Annotated in this window: 22 protein-coding genes; 11 read left to right on the top strand and 11 right to left on the bottom strand. The window is 64.4% G+C overall.

The annotated features are described in order from the left end of the window. The first annotated feature begins 205 nt into the window (after nucleotides 1–205). Nucleotides 206–1,672, top strand: coding sequence for an ATP-binding protein (locus BMI90_RS01070; RefSeq protein ID WP_168172699.1), 1,467 nt, complete (start codon nucleotides 206–208; stop codon nucleotides 1,670–1,672). Continuing rightward, nucleotides 1,653–3,131, top strand: coding sequence for a sigma-54 dependent transcriptional regulator (locus tag BMI90_RS01075; protein WP_078527134.1), 1,479 nt, complete (start codon nucleotides 1,653–1,655; stop codon nucleotides 3,129–3,131). Before BMI90_RS01070 ends, BMI90_RS01075 begins: the two co-directional genes overlap by 20 nt. Before the next feature lie 23 nt (nucleotides 3,132–3,154). Here the strand turns inward: BMI90_RS01075 and BMI90_RS01080 are convergent, their stop codons facing one another. After that, nucleotides 3,155–3,919, bottom strand: coding sequence for an NAD kinase (locus BMI90_RS01080; RefSeq protein ID WP_078525086.1), 765 nt, complete (start codon nucleotides 3,917–3,919; stop codon nucleotides 3,155–3,157). A gap of 160 nt (nucleotides 3,920–4,079) precedes the next feature. Between BMI90_RS01080 and glyA the strand changes: the two genes are divergently transcribed. Then, the gene (gene glyA / locus BMI90_RS01085; RefSeq protein ID WP_078525088.1) at nucleotides 4,080–5,372 is read left to right on the top strand and encodes a serine hydroxymethyltransferase; all 1,293 of its coding nucleotides are present in this window, start codon (nucleotides 4,080–4,082) and stop codon (nucleotides 5,370–5,372) included. Nucleotides 5,373–5,585: 213 nt separating this feature from the next. Here the strand turns inward: glyA and BMI90_RS01090 are convergent, their stop codons facing one another. Continuing rightward, on the bottom strand, nucleotides 5,586–5,957 hold the full coding sequence (locus tag BMI90_RS01090) for a hypothetical protein (protein ID WP_078525090.1): 372 nt from the start codon (nucleotides 5,955–5,957) through the stop codon (nucleotides 5,586–5,588). 128 nt (nucleotides 5,958–6,085) lie between these two features. Between BMI90_RS01090 and BMI90_RS01095 the strand changes: the two genes are divergently transcribed. Continuing rightward, a complete protein-coding gene (locus BMI90_RS01095) occupies nucleotides 6,086–6,859 on the top strand; it encodes an alpha/beta fold hydrolase (protein ID WP_078525092.1) in 774 nt (257 codons plus the stop codon). Nucleotides 6,860–6,876: 17 nt separating this feature from the next. On the opposite strand, the gene BMI90_RS01100 is transcribed toward BMI90_RS01095, so the two are convergent. The 3 genes from BMI90_RS01100 to BMI90_RS01110 form a co-directional block, all read right to left on the bottom strand. Next, a complete protein-coding gene (locus BMI90_RS01100) occupies nucleotides 6,877–7,368 on the bottom strand; it encodes a cytochrome b/b6 domain-containing protein (protein WP_078525095.1) in 492 nt (163 codons plus the stop codon). A gap of 98 nt (nucleotides 7,369–7,466) precedes the next feature. Continuing rightward, nucleotides 7,467–7,751 (bottom strand): hypothetical protein, encoded by a 285-nt coding sequence (locus tag BMI90_RS18465; RefSeq protein WP_146671185.1) that lies wholly within the window; start codon nucleotides 7,749–7,751, stop codon nucleotides 7,467–7,469. 9 nt (nucleotides 7,752–7,760) lie between these two features. After that, entirely contained in the window at nucleotides 7,761–8,084 is a 324-nt protein-coding gene (locus BMI90_RS01110) for a hypothetical protein (protein ID WP_093469909.1), read from the bottom strand. Nucleotides 8,085–8,537: 453 nt separating this feature from the next. Between BMI90_RS01110 and BMI90_RS18470 the strand changes: the two genes are divergently transcribed. Next, the gene (locus BMI90_RS18470) at nucleotides 8,538–8,678 is read left to right on the top strand and encodes an entericidin A/B family lipoprotein (RefSeq protein ID WP_093469912.1); all 141 of its coding nucleotides are present in this window, start codon (nucleotides 8,538–8,540) and stop codon (nucleotides 8,676–8,678) included. A gap of 158 nt (nucleotides 8,679–8,836) precedes the next feature. On the opposite strand, the gene lepA is transcribed toward BMI90_RS18470, so the two are convergent. Further along, nucleotides 8,837–10,636: a translation elongation factor 4 gene (gene lepA, locus BMI90_RS01115; RefSeq protein ID WP_078525099.1), complete on the bottom strand. Its 1,800-nt coding sequence runs from the start codon at nucleotides 10,634–10,636 to the stop codon at nucleotides 8,837–8,839. 118 nt (nucleotides 10,637–10,754) lie between these two features. Here lepA and BMI90_RS01120 point away from each other — a divergent pair, with 118 nt between their 5' ends. Continuing rightward, nucleotides 10,755–10,946: a heavy metal-associated domain-containing protein gene (locus BMI90_RS01120; protein WP_078525101.1), complete on the top strand. Its 192-nt coding sequence runs from the start codon at nucleotides 10,755–10,757 to the stop codon at nucleotides 10,944–10,946. A gap of 227 nt (nucleotides 10,947–11,173) precedes the next feature. Beyond that, a complete protein-coding gene (locus BMI90_RS01125) occupies nucleotides 11,174–11,485 on the top strand; it encodes a hypothetical protein (protein WP_078525103.1) in 312 nt (103 codons plus the stop codon). Nucleotides 11,486–11,513: 28 nt separating this feature from the next. Here BMI90_RS01125 and BMI90_RS01130 read toward each other — a convergent pair whose 3' ends face one another. Continuing rightward, nucleotides 11,514–11,984 (bottom strand): low molecular weight protein-tyrosine-phosphatase, encoded by a 471-nt coding sequence (locus tag BMI90_RS01130; protein ID WP_078525105.1) that lies wholly within the window; start codon nucleotides 11,982–11,984, stop codon nucleotides 11,514–11,516. Between the two features lie 28 nt (nucleotides 11,985–12,012). On the opposite strand from BMI90_RS01130, the gene BMI90_RS01135 reads away from it, so the two are divergent. After that, the gene (locus BMI90_RS01135; RefSeq protein WP_078525107.1) at nucleotides 12,013–12,702 is read left to right on the top strand and encodes an NAD-dependent deacylase; all 690 of its coding nucleotides are present in this window, start codon (nucleotides 12,013–12,015) and stop codon (nucleotides 12,700–12,702) included. Nucleotides 12,703–12,733: 31 nt separating this feature from the next. Here BMI90_RS01135 and BMI90_RS01140 read toward each other — a convergent pair whose 3' ends face one another. From BMI90_RS01140 to BMI90_RS01150, 3 genes are all read right to left on the bottom strand, one after another. Further along, nucleotides 12,734–14,104, bottom strand: coding sequence for a glutamate--cysteine ligase (locus BMI90_RS01140; RefSeq protein ID WP_078525109.1), 1,371 nt, complete (start codon nucleotides 14,102–14,104; stop codon nucleotides 12,734–12,736). 69 nt (nucleotides 14,105–14,173) lie between these two features. Beyond that, nucleotides 14,174–14,737 carry a hypothetical protein gene (locus tag BMI90_RS01145; RefSeq protein WP_246831469.1) on the bottom strand — a complete coding sequence of 188 codons (564 nt, stop codon included), beginning with the start codon at nucleotides 14,735–14,737 and terminating at the stop codon, nucleotides 14,174–14,176. Continuing rightward, nucleotides 14,707–15,432 carry a 16S rRNA (uracil(1498)-N(3))-methyltransferase gene (locus tag BMI90_RS01150; RefSeq protein ID WP_078525113.1) on the bottom strand — a complete coding sequence of 242 codons (726 nt, stop codon included), beginning with the start codon at nucleotides 15,430–15,432 and terminating at the stop codon, nucleotides 14,707–14,709. Before BMI90_RS01150 ends, BMI90_RS01145 begins: the two co-directional genes overlap by 31 nt. A 12-nt stretch (nucleotides 15,433–15,444) precedes the next feature. Between BMI90_RS01150 and ubiA the strand changes: the two genes are divergently transcribed. From ubiA to BMI90_RS01165, 3 genes are all read left to right on the top strand, one after another. After that, nucleotides 15,445–16,437, top strand: coding sequence for a 4-hydroxybenzoate octaprenyltransferase (ubiA, locus tag BMI90_RS01155; protein ID WP_078525115.1), 993 nt, complete (start codon nucleotides 15,445–15,447; stop codon nucleotides 16,435–16,437). Nucleotides 16,438–16,514: 77 nt separating this feature from the next. Next, the gene (locus tag BMI90_RS01160) at nucleotides 16,515–18,620 is read left to right on the top strand and encodes an OmpA family protein (protein WP_078525117.1); all 2,106 of its coding nucleotides are present in this window, start codon (nucleotides 16,515–16,517) and stop codon (nucleotides 18,618–18,620) included. A gap of 11 nt (nucleotides 18,621–18,631) precedes the next feature. Further along, nucleotides 18,632–18,958 (top strand): hypothetical protein, encoded by a 327-nt coding sequence (locus tag BMI90_RS01165; protein WP_078525119.1) that lies wholly within the window; start codon nucleotides 18,632–18,634, stop codon nucleotides 18,956–18,958. 77 nt (nucleotides 18,959–19,035) lie between these two features. Here the strand turns inward: BMI90_RS01165 and BMI90_RS01170 are convergent, their stop codons facing one another. Beyond that, on the bottom strand, nucleotides 19,036–19,980 hold the full coding sequence (locus BMI90_RS01170; RefSeq protein ID WP_246831470.1) for a DUF4105 domain-containing protein: 945 nt from the start codon (nucleotides 19,978–19,980) through the stop codon (nucleotides 19,036–19,038). Nucleotides 19,981–20,058 lie beyond the last annotated feature (78 nt).

The following is a 20,058-nucleotide window of genomic DNA, read 5'->3' on the forward strand; positions in this document are numbered from 1 at the left end:
CGACCGGCGGCGGTGACGTTCACACGTCGATCACATTTTGTACATTCGCCGCGCTCCTCCCGGGGCGCGGCGTTTTATCTCTGCCCGAACGCTTGATTTCAGGCCTCCACCCCCAGATGATCGTTCGGGGCACCACATGAAAAACCCGATCGCGACACCAACCTCGAACCGTTCGTCGTCGCGCCCTCCTGGCGCGGATACTGCGATGTTGCATCATGATCTGCGCGCGGGGCTGTCGGAAATCCTGGGAGGGTTGTCGCAGCTGATCGCCCGCACCCAGGAAGACGAAACCCGCAGGGGGCTCGAAGCCCTGCGCGGCCTGAGCGAGGAAATGGGGCGGCTGATCTCGCTGTTGAGCCCCGATCCCTCCCCGCCCCGGCCGCATGAGCTGCGGCTTGATGCGTTCCTCGCCTCGGTGGCACGGCGCTGGGAGACGGCGACGCAGGCGCGCGGCATCCGTTTCACGCTCGAGGTTTCGCCCGATCTGCCCGCAGCGATAAATCTCGACCGGCTGGCGCTGGAACGGCTGCTTTCGAATCTGCTTGGCAATGCTTTGGCCCATGGGGCGCAAAAGGCGATCTGGCTGCACTTCGGACTTGAGGGAGATGCGCATTTCACGCTCGCGGTGCGTGATGACGGGCTCGGTTTCCCGGACGCATTGCTGGACGGATCTGCGCCCGTCAGTGTCAGTGAGAGTGCCTCTCTGCCTTTTCCGACGCGCGGGCATGGCACCGGCCTCGGTCTCTCGATCTGCCGAGACATAATCGAAGCCCTCGGGGGCGCGATGCGCCTTGCCAATCCTACGGGCGGAGGCGCCGAGATCCGCATCACATTGCCGATCACCCCGCTCCGATCCGGCCCCAAACGCGCCGACACGGACTGCCTCGATCAGATTCCCGACCTGAGCGGATGGACCGCACTCGTCGCAGACGACAGCGCCTCGAGCCGCGTCATCTTCGAGCATCTCCTGCGGGCGATGGGCGCGCAGGTCGTGGCGCTTTCGGACGGAGCCGTGGCGCAACGCAGATTGCTGGCGGAACCGCATGATCTCGCAGTGATCGATATCGAGATGCCGGGGCTGAACGGGCTCGATGTGATGCGCGCGCTGCGCCGCTCGGGGCGCGATTGGGCGCGGACGCCGCTCATCGCCTGCTCGGGCCATGTCCTCCAGTCCGAACGTACCGCGATGCGCAGCGCGGGCGCCGACATTATCCTCAGCAAGCCGCTGATCGGCATAATGCCGATCCTGCGTGCGATCGCCGAGATCGCGAATGCCCGTCAGCCCGCGTCGCGCGATTGCTCTCCGAATGACGACCTGCTGATTGCGCGGCTCATGGCACGCACCGGACGCAGCTTTGCCGAAATTATGGGCAACACCTTCACCGAGGATCTGCGCGCAGTGCAATCCGCCCTCTCCGAGGCCCTTTCACAGAAAGACCGCACAACCATAGGCTGCCAAAGTCACAAGCTCGCAGCCGTCGCGGGAGCGATCGGTGACGATATCCTCACCCGGCAGGCGCGCGCGCTTGACAGCGCAGCTCGCCATGGCACCTATGAAGATATTGATGACCTTGGGCTTATCGTTCTGGCGTTGCTGGAACGGCTCATTGTCAAAATGACACAAGATTTATTGGAAAATGACGATTTCGACCATGAGTACGCAGGAAAATGACCCGAACCATGCCGCAGCGGCGGCCGAGACAGGGCCCCATTCGGGCCTGCCCGATTATGAGGGCGGACCACGCCACGAAGTAAGCTCCAAAGACCCAAGCGCAGCCGAACATGTTCTGCTGATCGAAGATATCGGATCGCTGCGGGCCATCTATGACGCCTACCTGCGCGCGGCAGGGTTTGTGACCCACAGTGCGGAAACCGCGGCCGAAGGTCTCGCGATCTTTCGCTCCCATCCGATCCGGACGGTTCTGCTCGACCTGATGCTGCCCGATCGTGATGGCGATACGCTGATTGCGGAGATGCTCGAGCTGCGCCCGCGTACCGCGATCATCGTGGTAACCGCGGACCGTTCGGCCGATCGTGCCGTGCGCGCGATGCATGCGGGCGCGGTGGATTTCCTCGTCAAACCGATCGACGAAACCCGCCTGAACGCCGCGATCGAACGTGCACGTTCCTCGAGCCTTCAGGCACCGGGGGAGAACCCGTACGAGTCGAAAGCCCCGCTGGGCGAATTCATCGGCACATCGCCCCGGATGCAGATGGTCTACGAGCGTGCCCGCTCGGCGGCGCGCTCTTCCGCCCCGGTCTATCTCTGGGGCGAAAGCGGCACCGGCAAGGAGCTTTGCGCTCATGCGATCCATTCGAGCGGGACACGCGGCTCCGGCCCCTTCGTGACACTCGATTGCGGCTCGCTTCCCGCCGACCGGCTCGACAGCGAGCTTTTCGGCCATCACAGCGGCGCCTTTCCCGGCGCGTTGCACGACAAGCCGGGCGCAGTGGCGATGGCAGATGGCGGCACGCTGCTTCTGGACAATGTCTGCGAATTGCCGATGCCCGCCCAGATCAAGCTCTTGCGCTTTCTCGAGACCGGTCAGGTCAAACCCTATGGCGCGACCGAGCCGGTGACGGTGGATGTGCGGGTGATCTCGGCCTCGGCGAACACCCCCGAGGAAACGCTCGCTTCGGGAAAGATGCGCGAAGATCTCTATTATCGCCTCAACGTCCTCTCGATCGAGATGCCGCCGCTGCGCAGCCATGGCGAGGATATCGGCCCGATCGCACGCATGGCGCTGGATCGTTTCGCCGCCGAGGAGAACCGCTGCTACACCGAGATCACCGACGAGGCCATCCGCAAGCTCGAGCGGATGCCCTGGCCGGGCAATGTGCGCCAGCTGATGAATGTGCTGCGCGCGGCGATGGTGATGCATGACGGACCGGTGCTGCGCGCCGAGATGTTGCCTGATATCCCGACTGTCTCGGCGCAGACCGACATCGCGGAGGCAGGGGCTACAACGGTCTCAACCTTCGAAGGGATGACGCTGGCAGAGATCGAGCGCCTCGTGATCGAAGCCGCGATCGAGCGCCATGACGGCTCGATCCCACGCGCCGCGAACGAGCTGGGCGTCGCGCCCTCGACGATCTATCGCAAACGCGAAAGCTGGTCCGCTCAGGACTGATCCCGAGAGGCGGCCCCTGCACCTCAGGCAAATTGCTCCCGCATGAGCCGCTCTTCGAGCCCGTGACCGGGGTCGAAGAGAATGCGATGCGCGATCTCGGGCTCCGAGCGAACCTCGACCCATTTCACCGGCTTCACCGAACGCGAATCCGCATCCGCCATGACCGGGCGTTTTGCCCGTTCGAGCACGTCGAAGCGCACCACCGCCGAGGAGGGCACGATCGCGCCCTGCCAGCGCCGAGGCCGGAAGCTGGCAATGCCCGTCAGCGCCAACACATCCGAGCCAATCGGAAGGATCGGCCCATGCGCCGAGAAGTTGTAGGCCGTCGATCCCGCGGGCGTCGAGACGATCGCCCCGTCGCAGACCAGCTCCTGCATCCGCACCTTGCCGTTGATCGAGATCTTCAGCTTGGCTGCCTGCGGCCCCGCACGCAGCAACGATACCTCGTTGATCGCGAGCGCCTCGTGCAGCACTCCGTCCTCGGTCTCCGCCTTCATCGAGAGCGGGTTGATCACCGCTTCTTCGGCAGCCTCCAGCCGCTCGGGCAGGTTCTCGGCGACGAAATCGTTCATCAGGAAGCCGACCGAGCCGCGGTTCATCCCGTAGACCGGCAGGCCCGTCCCTTCATGCAGGCATTGCAGCATGAAGCCGTCGCCTCCCAGCGCCACGATCACATCCGCGGCGTAGCGGGGCACCTGCCCGTAAAGCGCGACCAGCTCGGCCATCGCCTCCTGCGCGCCCTCGGCCGTCGACGCCGCGAAATGGATATGGTTGTACTGGCTCGCCACGGCGTTTTCCTCCTGCACGTCCAAGGTGTTGCAAGCGCCCGGACGAAAGACAAGCGCGAAAGGCCGGTGAAAAACCGGTTTTGGTCGCTTTGGGCGCTTTCAGCCTCACGAAAACTGCGCTAAATGGGCCGCGACCCCGGATCTTTGCGAGGAGCGCACCATGACCGAGCAACGCGACGCTGGCTTCTTCACCGAAAGCCTTTCCAGCCGTGACCCCGAGCTTTTCAAATCGATTACCGACGAGCTGGGCCGCCAGCGCGACGAGATCGAGCTGATCGCGTCGGAGAACATCGTCTCGAAGGCGGTGATGGAGGCGCAGGGTTCGGTGATGACGAACAAATACGCCGAAGGCTACCCGGGCAAGCGCTACTATGGCGGCTGCCAGTATGTCGACGTCGCCGAGAACCTCGCGATCGACCGCGCTAAGGAACTTTTCGGCTGTGAATTCGCCAACGTCCAGCCGAACTCCGGCAGCCAGGCCAACCAGGGCGTCTACCAGGCGCTGATCCAACCCGGCGACACGATCCTCGGCATGAGCCTCGACGCGGGCGGCCACCTCACCCACGGCGCCAAGCCGAACCAGTCGGGCAAGTGGTTCAACGCGATCCAGTACGGCGTGCGCAAGCAAGACAGCCTTCTCGATTACGAGCAGGTCCGTGAACTCGCGCTCGAGCACAAGCCGAAGCTGATCGTGGCGGGCGGCTCGGCCATCCCGCGCCAGATCGACTTCGCCAAGTTCCGCGAGATCGCGGATGAGGTCGGCGCTTACCTGATGGTCGACATGGCCCACTTCGCCGGTCTCGTCGCGGGTGGCCAGCACCCCTCGCCCTTCCCCTATGCCGATGTCGCGACCACCACGACGCACAAGACCCTGCGCGGTCCGCGCGGCGGCATGATCCTCACCAACAATGAGGAGATCGCGAAGAAGGTGAACTCGGCGATCTTCCCGGGCATTCAGGGCGGTCCGCTGATGCATGTGATCGCGGGCAAGGCCGTGGCCTTCGGCGAGGCGCTGCGTCCCGAGTTCAAGGTCTATGCCGAGCAGGTCGTGAAGAACGCTCAGGCACTGGCCGACGAGCTGATGAAGGGCGGCCTCGACATCGTCACCGGCGGCACCGACACCCACGTCATGCTGGTGGACCTGCGTCCGAAAGGCGTGAAGGGCAACGCGACCGAGAAGGCACTGGGGCGCGCACATATCACCTGCAACAAGAACGGCATCCCGTTCGACCCGGAAAAGCCGATGGTCACCTCGGGTATCCGTCTGGGAACCCCCGCCGGCACCACCCGTGGCTTCGGTGAGGAAGAGTTCCGCGAGATCGCCCGCCTGATCGTCGAAGTGGTCGATGGTCTGGCCGCCAATGGCGAAGAGGGCAACGGTGAGGTCGAAGAGACCGTGAAGGCCAAGGTCGCGACGCTGCTCGCACGCTTCCCGATCTACCCCGAGCTCTGAGTTCGACCGATACGCATTGCGAAGGCCCCCGATCTCGGGGGCCTTTTGCGTTTCGGTGGATCGCGTAGCCCTTGCCCGGATCAGCCGCGAAGCGGATCGGGGTCGTCCGGGTCTGGCAGGGATAAAGCGCAGCCCCCCTATCTCAGGGCGCCCATCCAGCGTCCGGGCGCTGTCCTCTGACCGTTTGTTCAATCTGCTGACGACAAGTCGGCCTCAGATCATCCCCGACCACAGCATCGCGACAAGCAGCGTTCCACCGACCACCAGGAAGATAAACGCGATCGAGCTCCCGAGGTTCAGCAATGCGCCACGCAGTCGATCCCCCGCGCCAAGCGGCTCCAGATAATGCCGGCACGTCGCATAGGCGGCCTCGATCGCCCGCGTATCAAGCTGCCGGGCGACCTTGGGCGCATGGGCCTTGCGTTCTGCCTCCGCCAGAACCCGCGCCGCCTTGCGGACCTTGCGCGGCAGCACGCGGGCGCGGCTCGAAATGCGGGCCTCGAGGTCATGGCCCTTCGCCCCCAGCCGCACAGCCAGAAGGCGTGAGACCTGCTCGGTCATCTCGGTGATCCTCTCCGGTCCCATCCGTCTCTCCCGGTCGCTTCCTCACCGGACGCTAGCCGCCCCTGCAAACGCACGCAGCTCCCCCTTGCGGTGGCATTTTTTCACGCAGCCCTCTGGCCGTGATGGCCTGCGCGCTCTAACTATGGCCCATGCTGAACACCGTGATCTATCCCGCTGAAACCGACGCCCCGCCGCTGATCATCGCCCCCGGGCTTTTCGGCTCGGCACGCAACTGGAACGCCATCGCAAAACGGCTGAGCGCGGACCGCCCGGTGATCGCGCTCGACATGCGCAATCACGGCGACAGTTTCTGGGATGACGATCATTCCTATGCCGCGATAGCCCGCGATATCGCCGAGGTGATCGAGGCGCATGGCGGGCAAGCCGATGTGATGGGGCACTCGATGGGTGGGAAAGCCGCGATGACGCTCGCGCTGACCCGGCCCGAGCTGGTGCGCAAACTCGTGATCGCCGACATGGCGCCCAAGAGCTATGCCCATGGCGACAGCCACGGTGCGCTGATCGAGGCGATGCAGGAAATGAAGATCGACGATCTGAGCTCGCGCTCGGTCGCCGACGAACGCTTGGGGGAACGGATCGTCGATCCGGGAACGCGGGCCTTCCTGCTGCAATCGTTAAGCCTGCGCGACGGGCCGGTGCGCTGGAAATTTAACCTCAACGCGCTCAAGGCCAATCTCGACGCGATCCTGGACTGGCCCGACCCCAAGGGCATGCAGCCCTTCGATGGCCCTGCCCTCTTCCTGTCAGGCGCGAATTCCCACTATCTGCAACCCGAAGATCACGCGGAAATCCTTGCGCGCTTCCCGCAGGCCCGCTTTGTCGTGATCGAGGGCGCGGGGCACTGGCTGCACGCCGAGAAACCCCGCGAATTCGAGGCGGATGTGGCGCGCTTCCTCGGCTGAGGTCGCGCGCGCAGGGGTCAGCCCCCGGCCTTCATCATCCGCCGCAGCAGGTGATCTTTCAGCACATACTGGTGATAGAGCGCGGCGGCGATATGCAGCCCCGCGAAGATCAGCAGCGCGGTGGTCAGTGCGGAATGGAGCTCGGCCATCCAACCCAGCGTGAGGAAATAGGCCACCCCGCCAGAAATCGGCAGCGCGAAGAGCGTCAGATAAAGCAGCGCATGGATCGCCTTGGCGCCAAAGCGCATCAGTTCGGGATCGTCATGCGGCGGCTCGGGGGTGCCGTGGGTCGCGCGAAGCACCAGCCGCCACGCGGCGAGCAGCAAGATCGCCACCCCCAGCACGATATGGCCGTAGGTCAGGAAATCAGGCGTGACCGACTGGCCCTTCACCTGCCCCCAGAACGTGCGCGCCACCGAATCGTGGAGCAGGAATTGCGGAATGATCAGCAGCACGACAAGCCAGTGCAGCCAGATCTGCGTCTTCGAATAGCCGGGGGCGGTGGACATGAAACCTCTCGCGAATGAACGAACGTAAATTGTGCTTCCTCGATGCAATCAACGAGGAAGCTATGCTGTTCCGTCTATCACGCCCGCCAGAGCAGATGTCAGACGTTCTCGCGGATCATCTTGGCAATGAACCAAGCGACCGGCAAGGCAATGATGAAACCGATCACGGCCGAGGCGATCATTGCATTGGCGGTGAACATGTTCATGGTCAGCGCAGCGATAATCAGGATGCCCGCGAGGGTCGGGCCGGCGAGCGAATACATGATGGCGAAAAGGCGCATGTCGAGTCTCCTTGAGCGGCGCGTTTTATGGGCGAAGATCACCATGATCGCGAAAACGTGACCTTGATCGGAGTCAAACTGGCCGTGGCCGCGCTGCGGCATCCCGACGCATCAGCAAACGAGCTGAAATCGCGCCTCGCCCGTGTCGTCCGGCAGCGAGGGCGAGCGATGGAGCCCGCCTGCCGGCCCGGCGACCACACAGCCCGACGCCTCCTGCGCCGCGCGGATCATGAGCGCAGGCACCCGATCACGCGCGGCACGGCGAAGATAACCCATGCGGATCACCTCGGCCCGCTCGCCTTTCACGAAGACCACGAAATCGATGCCATCGAGGCGCAGGTCGTGACGGGTTGCCCCGAAGAATTGCGGGGCGGGCGACGCGCCACAGCTGGCAAGCGCGAGAAGAGCGGCACAGAGGATTCGGGATTTTGACATTGAAAGGCTCCGGGGAGGGATAACCCGGAGCCTTTCAGAGCATCGTTAACACGCAGTTAACCTGCTCGGGCGGAAAGTGGCGGCCCCCGCGAGGGACGGGCGGGGGCCGTAACGCCGTTCTGACAGGAATCATGCCTGGCGGGGCGGTCAGAACGGGTTATTCCTCTCAATACCTCTTTCGATCCTGAGCCCACCGGATATCCCCGGCATAGGCCCGACCAACACGATCATCGCGAAATCCTGCCCCCCACCGCACCGGATCCAAGTGCCGAAACGTCCACGCTTCCAACGCCCGCAAGGGCCGCGAAAGGAGCGATCGACTGACGAAGGGGCGATTTCATCGAACTCTCCGTGTTGTGTTCAGACCGCTAACGCCGCACGTTGAAGAGGGTTCCAAGGAACCATAAAAAATTTCATACGTTGGCCAGTGTGGCTTCATAGGAGAGCGAGAAAATGACGAAGACGGTTAAGCTTGGCGCGGCGATGGCGCTGGTGATCCTCGGTCTGGCGGCGTGCAACACGGTGCGCGGCGCGGGTCAGGATCTCTCGGTCGCGGGCAGCACGATCGCGAGCGAAGCCAACAAGGCACAGTAACATCGCCTGCAGAGGCGAAGGGGCCCCGGACCGGAAGGTTCGGGGCTTTTCCATGCGGGGACGAATTCGTTCGCGCTGATCTCGCTTTCGCGCGTAGTTCCAGCCCTTGACCGAAGTCGGATCAGCAAAGAAAAGACCCCGCCAAGGCGGGGTCTGATTCACTCATCCATCTTGAGCGCAGCGATGAAGGCGCTCTGCGGGATTTCCACTTTCCCGAACTGGCGCATCTTCTTCTTGCCGGCCTTCTGCTTCTCCAGCAGTTTCTTCTTCCGGGTCGCGTCGCCGCCATAGCATTTCGCGGTCACGTCCTTGCGCATCGCGCTCAGCGTCTCACGCGCGATCACGCGGCCACCGATCGCGGCCTGGATCGGGATCTTGAACATGTGACGCGGGATCAGGTCTTTCAGCTTCTCGCACATGGCACGGCCGCGCGCCTCGGCGCGGTCGCGGTGAACCATGATCGAGAGCGCGTCGACCGGCTCGTCATTCACCAGGATCGACATCTTCACGAGGTTGTCCTCGCGATATTCGGTGATCTGGTAGTCGAAGCTCGCATAGCCCTTCGTGACCGATTTCAGGCGGTCGTAGAAATCGAACACGACCTCGGCCAGCGGCAGGTCATAGACGACCATCGCGCGCGAACCGGCATAGGTCAGGTCCATCTGGATGCCGCGGCGGTCCTGACAGAGCTTGAGCACGTCGCCGAGGTATTCGTCCGGCACGAGGATCGTCGCCTTGATGCGCGGCTCCTCGATATGGTCGATCAGCGTCAGGTCAGGCATATCGGCGGGGTTGTGCAGGTCGCGGACCTCGCCGTCCTTCATGTGCAGCTTGAACACGACCGACGGGGCGGTGGTGATCAGGTCGAGATCGTATTCGCGCTCCAGACGGTCGCGCACCACTTCGAGGTGCAGCAGACCGAGGAAGCCGCAGCGGAAGCCGAAACCGAGCGCGGCGGAGGTCTCCATCTCGGCCGAGAAGCTCGCATCGTTGAGTTGCAGCTTCTCGATCGCGTCGCGCAGCGCTTCGAAATCGTTCGCATCGACGGGGAAGAGACCGCAGAACACCACCGGGATCGAGGGTTTGAAGCCCGGCAGCGCCTGCGCGCAGGGTTTCTTCTCATGGGTGATCGTGTCGCCGACCTTGGTGTCGCGCACCTGCTTGATCGAGGCGGTGAAGACGCCGATCTCGCCGGGACCCAGCTCGTCGATATTGACCATCGCGGGTTTCAGAACGGCGAGACGGTCGAGCTTGTAGGTCGCCCCCGTCTTCATCATCTTGATCTGGTCGCCCTTCTTGATCACGCCATCCATGACGCGGATCAGAACGACGACGCCGAGATAGCTGTCATACCAGCTGTCGACCAGCATCGCCTTGAGCGGCGCATCGCGCTCGCCCTTGGGCGCGGGCAGGCGATGCACGATGGCTTCGAGCACATCGGGGATCCCGAGGCCCGTCTTGGCGGAAATCTCGACCGCGTCGGAGGCGTCGATCCCGATCACATCCTCGATCTGTTCCTTCACGCGCTGCGGCTCGGCCGCCGGAAGGTCGATCTTGTTCAGCACCGGGACGATCTCGTGATCGGCGTCGATCGCCTGATACACGTTTGCCAGCGTCTGCGCCTCGACGCCCTGCGAGGCATCGACCACCAGCAGCGAGCCCTCGACCGCCTGCATCGAACGCGAGACCTCATAGGCGAAGTCGACGTGGCCGGGGGTGTCGATCAGGTTCAGGATATAGGTCTTGCCATCCTTGGCCGGATATTCGATCCGCACCGAGTTGGCCTTGATCGTGATGCCGCGCTCGCGCTCGATATCCATTGCGTCGAGGAGTTGCTCCTTCATGTCGCGTTCGGCCACCGTGCCGGTCATCTGGATCAGACGGTCGGCGAGCGTGGATTTGCCGTGGTCGATATGCGCCACGATGGAGAAATTGCGGATGCGATCAAGATCAGTCATGGGCGCGCGTATACAGGGGAAAATGGGGGCCGGGAAGAGGGATTGAGCGCGTCTCGCCCATTGACCTTTCATCCCGTCGAGCGACATATCTCAGGCAAGCAACTCAGGAGATGCTGCCATGATCTATTCCATCCCGAACATGACCTGCGGCCATTGCAAAGCCGCTGTGGAAGCCGCGATCGAGGAGGTCGGCGGCAAGGCCGATGTCTATCTCGAGGATCGCGAGATCGAGGTATCCGGCCTGCCCGAATCCACCGTGCTCAGCGCGCTCAAGGCCGCGGGTTACGAGGCAACTCCGGTCGAGGACTGATCGAACGACGCGGGACGCGCCAGATCGAGGGCCAGATCCAGTGCCAGATCTAGGGGGCGCCCCACCCTGCCCCGCGAGCGGTTGCGGACCGGTTCCCGCACCCTCGCGCGATCGGCGGAAACCTGCCTGTTTCATTGCCTGCCTTTTGAATTTCCGCTAAAATGCGGGACAAATAACGAGGCAGGTCCGGCGCATCTGACGCTGGCCGCAAAGCAAAGGGCAGTGCAATGACTTTCAAGACGACACTCGGAATCTGTGCATTCGCCGGCGCGATGACGCTGGCCACGAGCGTTTCGGCCGGTCCGGTCAGCAACGCTTGCATGAAGGCGGGACGCGCGGGCAGCCCGGCGCTCTGCGGCTGCATCCAGAAGGTCGCCGACATGACGCTGAGCAACCGTGACCAGCGCCGCGCGGCGAGCTTCTTCCAAAACCCCGACCGTGCGCAGGAAGTGCGCATGTCCGACCGCCAGTCGGATTCGGATTTCTGGGATCGCTACAAGAACTTCGCCTCGACCGCCGAGAGCTATTGCAGCGAGTAAGGCACCCGTTCGGCCGACGCGCGGGAGATCAGCTCCCGCGCCGTTTCTCTTCCTCATCGGCCAGAAGGTCGGCGACAAGCGCCTCTGCTCCGGCCTCGATCAGATCGAGGGCCGCCTCGAAATCCCGCGTGTAATAGGGATCGGGCACATTTTGCGGCCCGTTCGGCCCGTCGATGAACATCTGCACTTGCGCGCTGATCTGGCGGGGGGCCACGTCGAGCGCGTTGCGCAGGTTGTTCTCGTCCATCGCCAGGATCACGTCGAAGGCGTCGTAATCTGCAGGTGAAATCTGACGGGCGCGCAAAGAGCGCATGTCATAGCCGCGCGCTTCCGCCGCCTCGATCATCGGACCATAGGGCGGGTCGCCCACGTGCCAGTCGCCGGTGCCCGCACTGTCGAACTCGATATCGAGCCCCGCCGCGCGGGCCTTGTGACGGGTGACCGCTTCGGCGGCGGGCGAGCGGCAGATATTGCCAAGGCAGAGAAACAGGATACGCATAGGGCAAGTGATAGCGGAGGGCAGAGCGATGGCCAAGATCGTGATTTTGACAGGCGCGGGCATTTCCGCGGAAAGCGGGATCCGAACCTTCCGCGCCAGCGACGGTCTTTGGGAAGAGCATCGCATCGAGGATGTCGCGACGCCCGAGGGGTTCGTGCAGGATCCCGAACTGGTGCACCGTTTCTACAATGCACGCCGCGCCGCCGCGACGGCAGCCCAGCCGAACCCGGCCCATATCGCTCTGGCGGAGTTGGAAGCCGACCCGGGCCACGAGGTTCTGATCGTCACACAGAATGTCGATGACCTGCATGAGCGCGGCGGGTCGCAAAACGTGCTCCACATGCATGGAACGCTCTTTGGCGCACTGTGTCATTCCTGCGAGCACCGCTGGCCCGCGCCCGAGGTGATGTCGCCCACCGACAGCTGTCCGTCCTGCAGCGCGCAGGCCACGCGCCCCGATATCGTCTGGTTCGGAGAGATGCCCTACCGGATGGAAGAGATCTGGCATGCTCTGCGCGCGGCGGATCTGTTCGTCTCGATCGGCACGAGCGGGAACGTTTATCCCGCCGCAGGCTTCGTGGCGGACGCGATGCATGCGGGCGTTCCGACGCTGGAGCTGAACCTCGAACCCTCGGCGGGCCGGTCGATGTTCGACGAGGCCCGCCACGGTCCGGCGAGCGTGTTGGTTCCACAGTGGGTGCGCGAGCGGCTGGGTTGAGGACGGGGCGGCTGACCGCCCTGCCCTCTCATCAATAGCTGTATTCGGCGTAGATCTTGCTCAGATCGCCATTCCACTCGCCGTGGTACTTCTCCAGGAGCTCGTCGGCAGGCACCCGGCCCGTCTCGACGCTCTCTTCCAGCGCGTTGAGGAAATGGGTCTCGTCGGGGATCATCCCGCCTGCGCCCGGCTTGGCGCGCGCCTTCAGGCCCGATTTCGCGATCGCCACCGTCTCGCGTGCGAGGTCGTGCAGCTTGATCCCATTGAACTCACCTTGCAGCGCGTCGACCGCTGCGGCACGGCGCAGCCCCTCGCGGGTCTCGTGATCCCAGTCCTTCACCAGATCCCACGCGGCATCGAGCGCGGATTGGTCATAAAGCAGACCGACCCAGAGTGCGGGCAGCGCACACAGCCGCCGCCACGGACCGCCATCGGCGCCACGCATCTCGATATATTTCTTGGTGCGCGCCTCGGGGAAGACGGTCGTCAGGTGATCGGCCCAGTCGCTCAGCGTCGGCTTCTCGCCCGGCAGCGCGGGCAACTCGCCCTTCAGGAAGTCGCGGAAGGACTGGCCCAGAGCGTTGATATATTTCCCGTCGCGATAGACGAAATACATCGGCACATCGAGCACGTAGTTGACGTAAGCCTCATAGCCCGCGCCGTCTTCGAACATGAAGGGCAACATGCCCGTGCGCGCATCGTCGAGGTTCTGCCAGATATGGCTGCGCCACGATTTCATCCCGTTCGGCTTGCCATCGAGGAAGGGCGAATTGGCAAACAGCGCGGTGGCGACCGGCTGCAGCGACAGCGCCACACGCATCTTCTGCACCATGTCGGCTTCCGAGGCGAAATCGAGATTCACCTGCACGGTGCAGGTGCGATACATCATCTGCGTGCCAAGCTCGCCCACGCGGCCCATGTAATCGGTCATCAGCCGGTAGCGGCCCTTCGGCATCATCGGCATCTGGTCCTGCGTCCAGATCGGCGCGGCGCCCAGCCCGATGAAGCGCGCACCGATCTTGTCGGCGACTTTATGCACCTCGCGCAGGTGTTCGTTCACCTCGTCGCAGGTCTGGTGGATCGTCTCGAGCGGCGCTCCCGACAGCTCCAGTTGCCCGCCCGGTTCGAGGCTGACATTCGCGCCGTTCAGCTCCAGCCCGATGATATTTCCCTGCTCTTCGACCGGCTTCCAGCCGAAGCTGTCGCGTAGGCCTTCCAGCATCGCCTTGATCGAGCGCGGGCCGTCATAAGGCAGCGGCAGTTGCTTGTCCTCGCAATAGCCGAATTTCTCGTGCTCGGTGCCGATGCGCCATTGCTCGCGGGGCTTTTCCCCTTCGGCAAGAAACTCTGCCAGTTGCTCGAACCGTTCGATCGGGCCACCGCCCTGCTGCGGAATGGACATGTCTGCTCTCGCGTCGTCTCAAGGAACGCCACAGGTGGCGCGGGGGATGGCCCAAGTCAAGCGCGAAACCTATCGCCGCGTCCACAGGCTTTGTGCGGCAAGCTCGTGATCGAGCGCCGCCGAGAGCTTGCCCATGTCGATCCCGGGCAGGCTCGCGAAGGCATCATAGAGCGCATTCGCCCCCGCCGCGTCGAGCGGGATCAACAGCGCCTCGCCCGCGCCGCTGCGCAGCCGCCAATACTGCTTGCCCTGCAAATTGAGCAGCCGGATCTCGGCGATCTCGCGCAGCGCAAGCTCGCCCCCCATCCCCAGCGCCGTGACATTGCCCGCAGGACCTCCGATGGCTCGCGCCCTAGAGGCCGCGAAATAGGAGATCCGCCCCTCGTCGATCTCGACCAGACCGGGCGCGCCGACATCGCGCGAAAACCGCATCCGGCGCCAGCCGATTAGGGCCCACCCCAGTCCCAGCGCCACAGCGGCCGCGCCCAAAGCCATGAGCAGATAGCCCCCGAGCCAGATCAGCCAGGCGCCGAAAGCAACCGCGACGCCCGCCGCGATGACCTCACCCCAGCGCCGGAAGCCTTGCGCAACCTCGGGACGGATCACCGCCAGTCCCCCAGCGTCGATTGCCAAAGCGTGATCGCCGCGCACACGGCGGTATCCGCGCGCAGAATGCGCGGGCCGAGGCTGACGGGAGTGACGAAATCGAGGCTGCGGAGAATCGCGCGTTCGCCATCCGAGAACCCGCCTTCCGGCCCGATCAGGATCGCCCAGGGACCAGGTTCGAGCCCCGCGAGGGTCTCGGCGGGGCCGACCAGCGCCTCGTCGGCCCAGAGGATGCGGCGTGCAGGGTCCCAGCCGTCGAGCAGCTTCTTCACCGGCTGCAAATCCTCGACGGGCGGCACATAGGTGGCCAGACATTGCTCGGCCGCTTCCTTGGCATGGGCCTGCAAGCGGTCCTGCCGGATCCGCGCGGAATTGGTGAATTCGGTCTGCACCGGCAGCACTTTCGCGCAACCCAGTTCCGTCGCTTTCTCGACGATGAAATCGGTGCGCTCTTTCTTGATCGGCGCGAAGATCAGCCACAGATCCGGCGGTGCAAGCTGCGGCGCGGCCTGTTCCACGCAGGCCAGAACGCCGCGCTTCTTGTGGGCCTCGACGACCTCGGCCGTCCACTCGCCATCGCGCCCGTTGAACAGCGCCACGCGCGCGCCGACCTCCAGCCGCATCACCGCGAAAAGGTAATGCGCCTCGTCCGGCGTCAGAGGCACGGCTTGCCCCGCGCCCAATGGGTGCTCTACACAGAGCCTGATCTTGGCACGTTCCATGAGGCGGACTTTATGAGCGGAAAAACCGAAATGCCAGAGGCGGCGCAAGAGGCGGCAGGCGAAGCGGCGGGCACCGTGGCCGACGCCTATCAGGGCAACTGGGTGGACCGGCTCGCTCCCGCATGGACGCGCCCCTACCTGCGCCTGAGCCGCGCCGACCGCCCGATCGGGACATGGCTTCTGCTGCTGCCCTGCTGGTGGGGGATCGCGCTTGCGGCCTCCTCGACGGGAGGCTTCGTCTGGATGGACCTGTGGCTCGCCGTTGGCTGTTCGATCGGGGCGTTCCTGATGCGCGGCGCGGGCTGCACCTGGAACGACATCACCGATCGCGACATCGACGCGGGCGTTGCGCGCACCCGGTCGCGCCCGATCCCCTCGGGACAGGTAAGCGTGAAACAGGCGCTCGCCTGGGCGGTGATCCAGTCGCTGATTTCCTTTACGATCCTGCTGACCTTCAACACGCCCGCGATCATTCTAGGGATCGTCTCGCTGGTGCCTGTCGCGATCTACCCCTTCGCCAAGCGCTTCACCTGGTGGCCGCAGATCTTTCTCGGCATCGCCTTCAACTGGGGCGCACTGCTGGCCTGGGTGGCCCATACCGGCACGCTGACATGGCCGCCCGTGGTCCTTTACCTCTCGGGTCTGATCTGGACGCTCTTCTACGACACGATCTATGCCCATCAGGACAAGGAGGACGACGCGCTGATCGGGGTGAAATCCACCGCGCGGCTCTTCGGCGACAACAGCGCGAAATGGTTGGGTGCGTTCCTGATGCTGACCGTCACGCTGATGACCGTCGCAGTGATGGGCGCGCTCATGCCCGACGCCCCGCCGCTGCGGCTCGGACTGTCGCTGCTGGCGCCCTGGGCGATGGGCTGGCACATGCTCTGGCAGATGCGCCAACTCGATATCGACAACCCCGATATCTGCCTGCGACTTTTCCGCGCGAACCGCGATACCGGCCTGATTGCTGCGCTGTTTCTCGCCGCTGGCGCAATCGTGTGAGGGGCTTGCGATTGATCCCCTGTCCCGCGCACCTTAAGGAACACGGGTAAAGATTCCCTGGGGAGGGCTCCTGAACAATGCGCACACGCGCCACCCTGTTGACGACTGCCGCCTTCGTCCTCGCGCTCGTTGTCTCGGCCGTGATCGCCGGCGGCGCCGCGACCGTGATCGAGAAAAGCACCAAACAGGAGGTGCGCGTCGCGATGGAGGCGCAGGGCTATGGCTGGATGAACATCCATGCCGACGGCCTTCAGGTCACCCTCACCGGCACCGCCCCGACCGAGGCCGAACGCTTCCGCGCCGTCTCCGAAGTCGACAAATATATCGACAGCTCGCGGGTCGTGGACAATACCGACACCGAGGTCGCGCAGGACATCACGCCCCCCGCCTTTTCTCTCGAAATGTTGCGCAACGAGAACGGGATTTCGCTGATCGGCCTCGTGCCCGCTTCGATCGACCGCGCAGCCATCGTCGAAAAACTCTCGAAGGTCGCAGGCGACGAAGGTGTGACCGACATGCTTGAGAGCGCCGATTACCCGGTGCCGGGTGGCTGGGACGAGGCGATGAGTTTCGGGCTGCGCACGCTCGAGACGCTGCCGCGCTCGAAGGTTTCCGTCACTGCCGGCAACGTCTCGGTGCAGGCGATCACCGACAGCGTTGCCGAGAAAGGGCGGGTTGAGACTTCGCTCGCCCGCAGCCGCCCGTCCGATCTCAAACTCGATTTCGACATCTCGGCGCCGCGCCCGGTGATCACCCCCTTCACGCTGCGCTTCATCGTCGACAAGGACGGCGCGCGTTTCGACGCCTGCTCGGCCGATACGGAAAAAGCGCGCGACCGCATCCTCGCAGCCGCGCGCGCGGCGGGCGCCAAGGGCACATTGAGCTGCACGATCGGCATGGGCACGCCTTCGCCGCAATGGGCCGCGGCCGCCGAGATGGCGATCAAGGCGATGGGCCAGCTCGGTGCGGGCTCGGTGACGTTCTCGGATGCCGATATCGCGCTCGACGCAAAACCGACCGTGCCGCAGAAAACCTTCGACGATGTCGTGGGCGAGCTGGAATCGAACCTGCCGCCAGTCTTCTCGCTCAAGGCGACGCTCGAACCCGTTCCCAACGCCAAGGCCGCCGAGGCCGAGTTCATCGCGACCCGCGACGGCAAGGGCCAGGTCGAGCTGAAAGGCCGCGTGCTCGATGCGCGCCAGCGCGAGGCGGTCGAGAGCTTCGCCCGCGCCAAGCTCGGCCATGACAATGTGCACGGCGCGACCCGCGTCGACAAGGAGTTGCCCGCAGGTTGGCCGGTGCGCACCATGGCCGGGGTCGAGGCGCTTGCCATACTCCATGACGGCACTGTCACCGTGACCCCGAAGCTCATCACCGTCACCGGCACGAGCGGGGACTCGCAAGCCTCCGACACGATCTCGCGCATCCTCACCAGCCAGCTCGGCGAGGCCGTCCAGATGGACCTCAAGGTCAGCTACGACAAGCGGCTCGACCCGACATTGGCCCTGCCCGATGGCAAGGAATGCGTGGCGCGGCTCAATGGCGCGCTGGCCCAGAAGAAGGTCAATTTCGACCCCGGCTCGGCGCAGGTCTCGACCGACAGCCTGCCCGCGCTCGACGCGCTCGCAGGCGCGATGAAGAACTGTACCGAGTTCCGCATGGAAGTCGCGGGCTATACGGACAATCAGGGCCGCGAAGAGATGAACCTGCAACTCTCGCAAGAGCGCGCCCAGGCGGTGATCCGCGGCCTGCTCGATCGCGGCATCCTGATCGGCAATCTCGTGGCCAAGGGCTATGGCGAGGACCAGCCGATCGCTTCGAACGACACCGAAGAAGGCCGTGAGGAAAACCGCCGCATCGAATTCGTGCTGCTCGACGAGACCCCGGTTGACGAGGGCGAAACAAGCGCGCCCGATGGAGCCTCCGACGGCGCTTCCGACGGCGAGCCGCATTGGGACGGTGCGGTGACCGAAGACGGCGCGCCGGCCGACGAAGGCGCAGCGCAACCCGCCGCGGATGCCGTCGAGGCGACGGATGAGGCGGCGGCAACCGAACAAGGCGCCAGCGACACGACCGACACAGGGGCCGCAGAGCCCGCCACACAAGACGAGATCCCGGTCGAGACGCCCGGCAATGACACGCCGCGCCCGAAGACCCGGCCGCAGGATCTCACCAAAGGCTGAGGGGACAGGACATGAACCGCACCGAATTCGTCATCGCCACCGCGATCATTCTCTTCGTCGCCTTTGCTCTGGGCTGGTTCGCGAGCTGGCTGATCCATCGCCTGACGCGCGTGACCCGCGCCGATATGGGCGAGCTGGAGCAGATGGCCCAAGCACTGCACGAAGCCGAGGAAACCCGCGATCAGGCGCTGACCTATTTCGAACAGCGCGAAGCGGAGCTGACCAACCAGCTCAACCAGTCCGAAGCCGAACTGCGCGCCGCGATGGACGGGCTGCGCGACGCCCGCCACGAGGCCGAGGAACTACGCGCCTATATCGAGCGGATGCAGCAGGCCTGAGCGGGAAACGAGGCGAAGCTGCCTGACAGTCAGGCGACTTGGCCGATCTCACGGATCTCGCGCTTGACCGGGCCGGGTCATCTGGAAAGCTGGGGCCGCTGGCGGATCGCCTCGGAATAGCTCAGCCCCGGATGTAGCGTCCCGGCATTGGCGCGCAGCAGAGCGGCGGCCCGGCGCTCGGGCAGCGTGCCCTCCCCTCCCAGAACTCCGAGCGCATCGAGATATTCCGGCAACCGCCCCGACAAGATCAGCGTCGCATTGATCGGCAGGTCGGATTTCAACGCTCGCGCCAGCCCATAGACGACCGTAGTGCAATTAGCCGCAATCGTATTGTAGAAGCGCGGTTTCTGCTCAAGCTGGCGCGCCAGCTCGACATAGGCGAGAAACATCGTGCGACGTTGCTCGGGCGTGAGATCCACGGCATACATCCGCACTGCTTCGTGCCGCAGATCGGTACGCAGTCGCACGATGTCGCGTTCGGTCGCAGCGATCAGCACCAGCTCGAACTGGCGAAAGAACCCGCCAAGTTCACTGAAGGTCTCGTCCGCCTCGCGACGGATCTCGACCGAGAAGACGACATGCTCGCCGCCCGCGAAGCCGAAGCTCACCAGCAGATGGGCGATCTCGGGATTGTCCCAGACCGAGGTGACCATATCGACGCTCTCGAGCGCGTCGAGATCGTAGCTTCGGACAATCCAGCGCTCGGTCGCGGTGTCGCGGCTGTGCCAGTCGAAATCGCGAATGTTGGAGAGCGTGACGGTGTCGCCCTGGACCCGGGCCGTGACACCGCGCGAGACATCCACGGCCCAGTCGCGATCGGCGCGCGGTGTAATCGTCTGATACCAACCCGCCACCATTACCGCCCCGATCACCAGCACCAGCCAGCCGAGGCGGCGCTTGCGCGTGCGCGCCACGAACGCCCCGAGCGTAACGATCACCAGAACCGCAAGCGCCACGATCCGCGATGGGCCCGCCAGATGCAGCCAAAGCGCCGTCGCAGACCATGCAGCACCGCAAAGCACGATCAGCGCGAAAAGGAGATGGGCGAGGAGCTGGGAAAAACGGGCTATCGAATCTGTCCTTTAAATGAGTGAAACGGA

The sequence above is a fragment of the Thioclava sp. L04-15 genome (genome assembly GCF_002020275.1).
Classification (GTDB): Bacteria; Pseudomonadota; Alphaproteobacteria; order Rhodobacterales; family Rhodobacteraceae; genus Thioclava; species Thioclava marina.

Coding starts and splice junctions, on each gene's coding strand:
- BMI90_RS01070 (WP_168172699.1), top strand. CDS start 206: ATGTTGCATCATGATCTGCGCGCGGGGCTGTCGGAAATCCTGGGAGGG.
- BMI90_RS01075 (WP_078527134.1), top strand. CDS start 1,653: ATGAGTACGCAGGAAAATGACCCGAACCATGCCGCAGCGGCGGCCGAG.
- glyA (WP_078525088.1), top strand. CDS start 4,080: ATGACCGAGCAACGCGACGCTGGCTTCTTCACCGAAAGCCTTTCCAGC.
- BMI90_RS01090 (WP_078525090.1), bottom strand. CDS start 5,957: ATGGGACCGGAGAGGATCACCGAGATGACCGAGCAGGTCTCACGCCTT.
- BMI90_RS01095 (WP_078525092.1), top strand. CDS start 6,086: ATGCTGAACACCGTGATCTATCCCGCTGAAACCGACGCCCCGCCGCTG.
- BMI90_RS01100 (WP_078525095.1), bottom strand. CDS start 7,368: ATGTCCACCGCCCCCGGCTATTCGAAGACGCAGATCTGGCTGCACTGG.
- BMI90_RS18465 (WP_146671185.1), bottom strand. CDS start 7,751: ATGCCGCAGCGCGGCCACGGCCAGTTTGACTCCGATCAAGGTCACGTT.
- BMI90_RS01110 (WP_093469909.1), bottom strand. CDS start 8,084: ATGTCAAAATCCCGAATCCTCTGTGCCGCTCTTCTCGCGCTTGCCAGC.
- BMI90_RS18470 (WP_093469912.1), top strand. CDS start 8,538: ATGACGAAGACGGTTAAGCTTGGCGCGGCGATGGCGCTGGTGATCCTC.
- lepA (WP_078525099.1), bottom strand. CDS start 10,636: ATGACTGATCTTGATCGCATCCGCAATTTCTCCATCGTGGCGCATATC.
- BMI90_RS01120 (WP_078525101.1), top strand. CDS start 10,755: ATGATCTATTCCATCCCGAACATGACCTGCGGCCATTGCAAAGCCGCT.
- BMI90_RS01125 (WP_078525103.1), top strand. CDS start 11,174: ATGACTTTCAAGACGACACTCGGAATCTGTGCATTCGCCGGCGCGATG.
- BMI90_RS01130 (WP_078525105.1), bottom strand. CDS start 11,984: ATGCGTATCCTGTTTCTCTGCCTTGGCAATATCTGCCGCTCGCCCGCC.
- BMI90_RS01135 (WP_078525107.1), top strand. CDS start 12,013: ATGGCCAAGATCGTGATTTTGACAGGCGCGGGCATTTCCGCGGAAAGC.
- BMI90_RS01140 (WP_078525109.1), bottom strand. CDS start 14,104: ATGTCCATTCCGCAGCAGGGCGGTGGCCCGATCGAACGGTTCGAGCAA.
- BMI90_RS01150 (WP_078525113.1), bottom strand. CDS start 15,432: ATGGAACGTGCCAAGATCAGGCTCTGTGTAGAGCACCCATTGGGCGCG.
- ubiA (WP_078525115.1), top strand. CDS start 15,445: ATGAGCGGAAAAACCGAAATGCCAGAGGCGGCGCAAGAGGCGGCAGGC.
- BMI90_RS01160 (WP_078525117.1), top strand. CDS start 16,515: ATGCGCACACGCGCCACCCTGTTGACGACTGCCGCCTTCGTCCTCGCG.
- BMI90_RS01165 (WP_078525119.1), top strand. CDS start 18,632: ATGAACCGCACCGAATTCGTCATCGCCACCGCGATCATTCTCTTCGTC.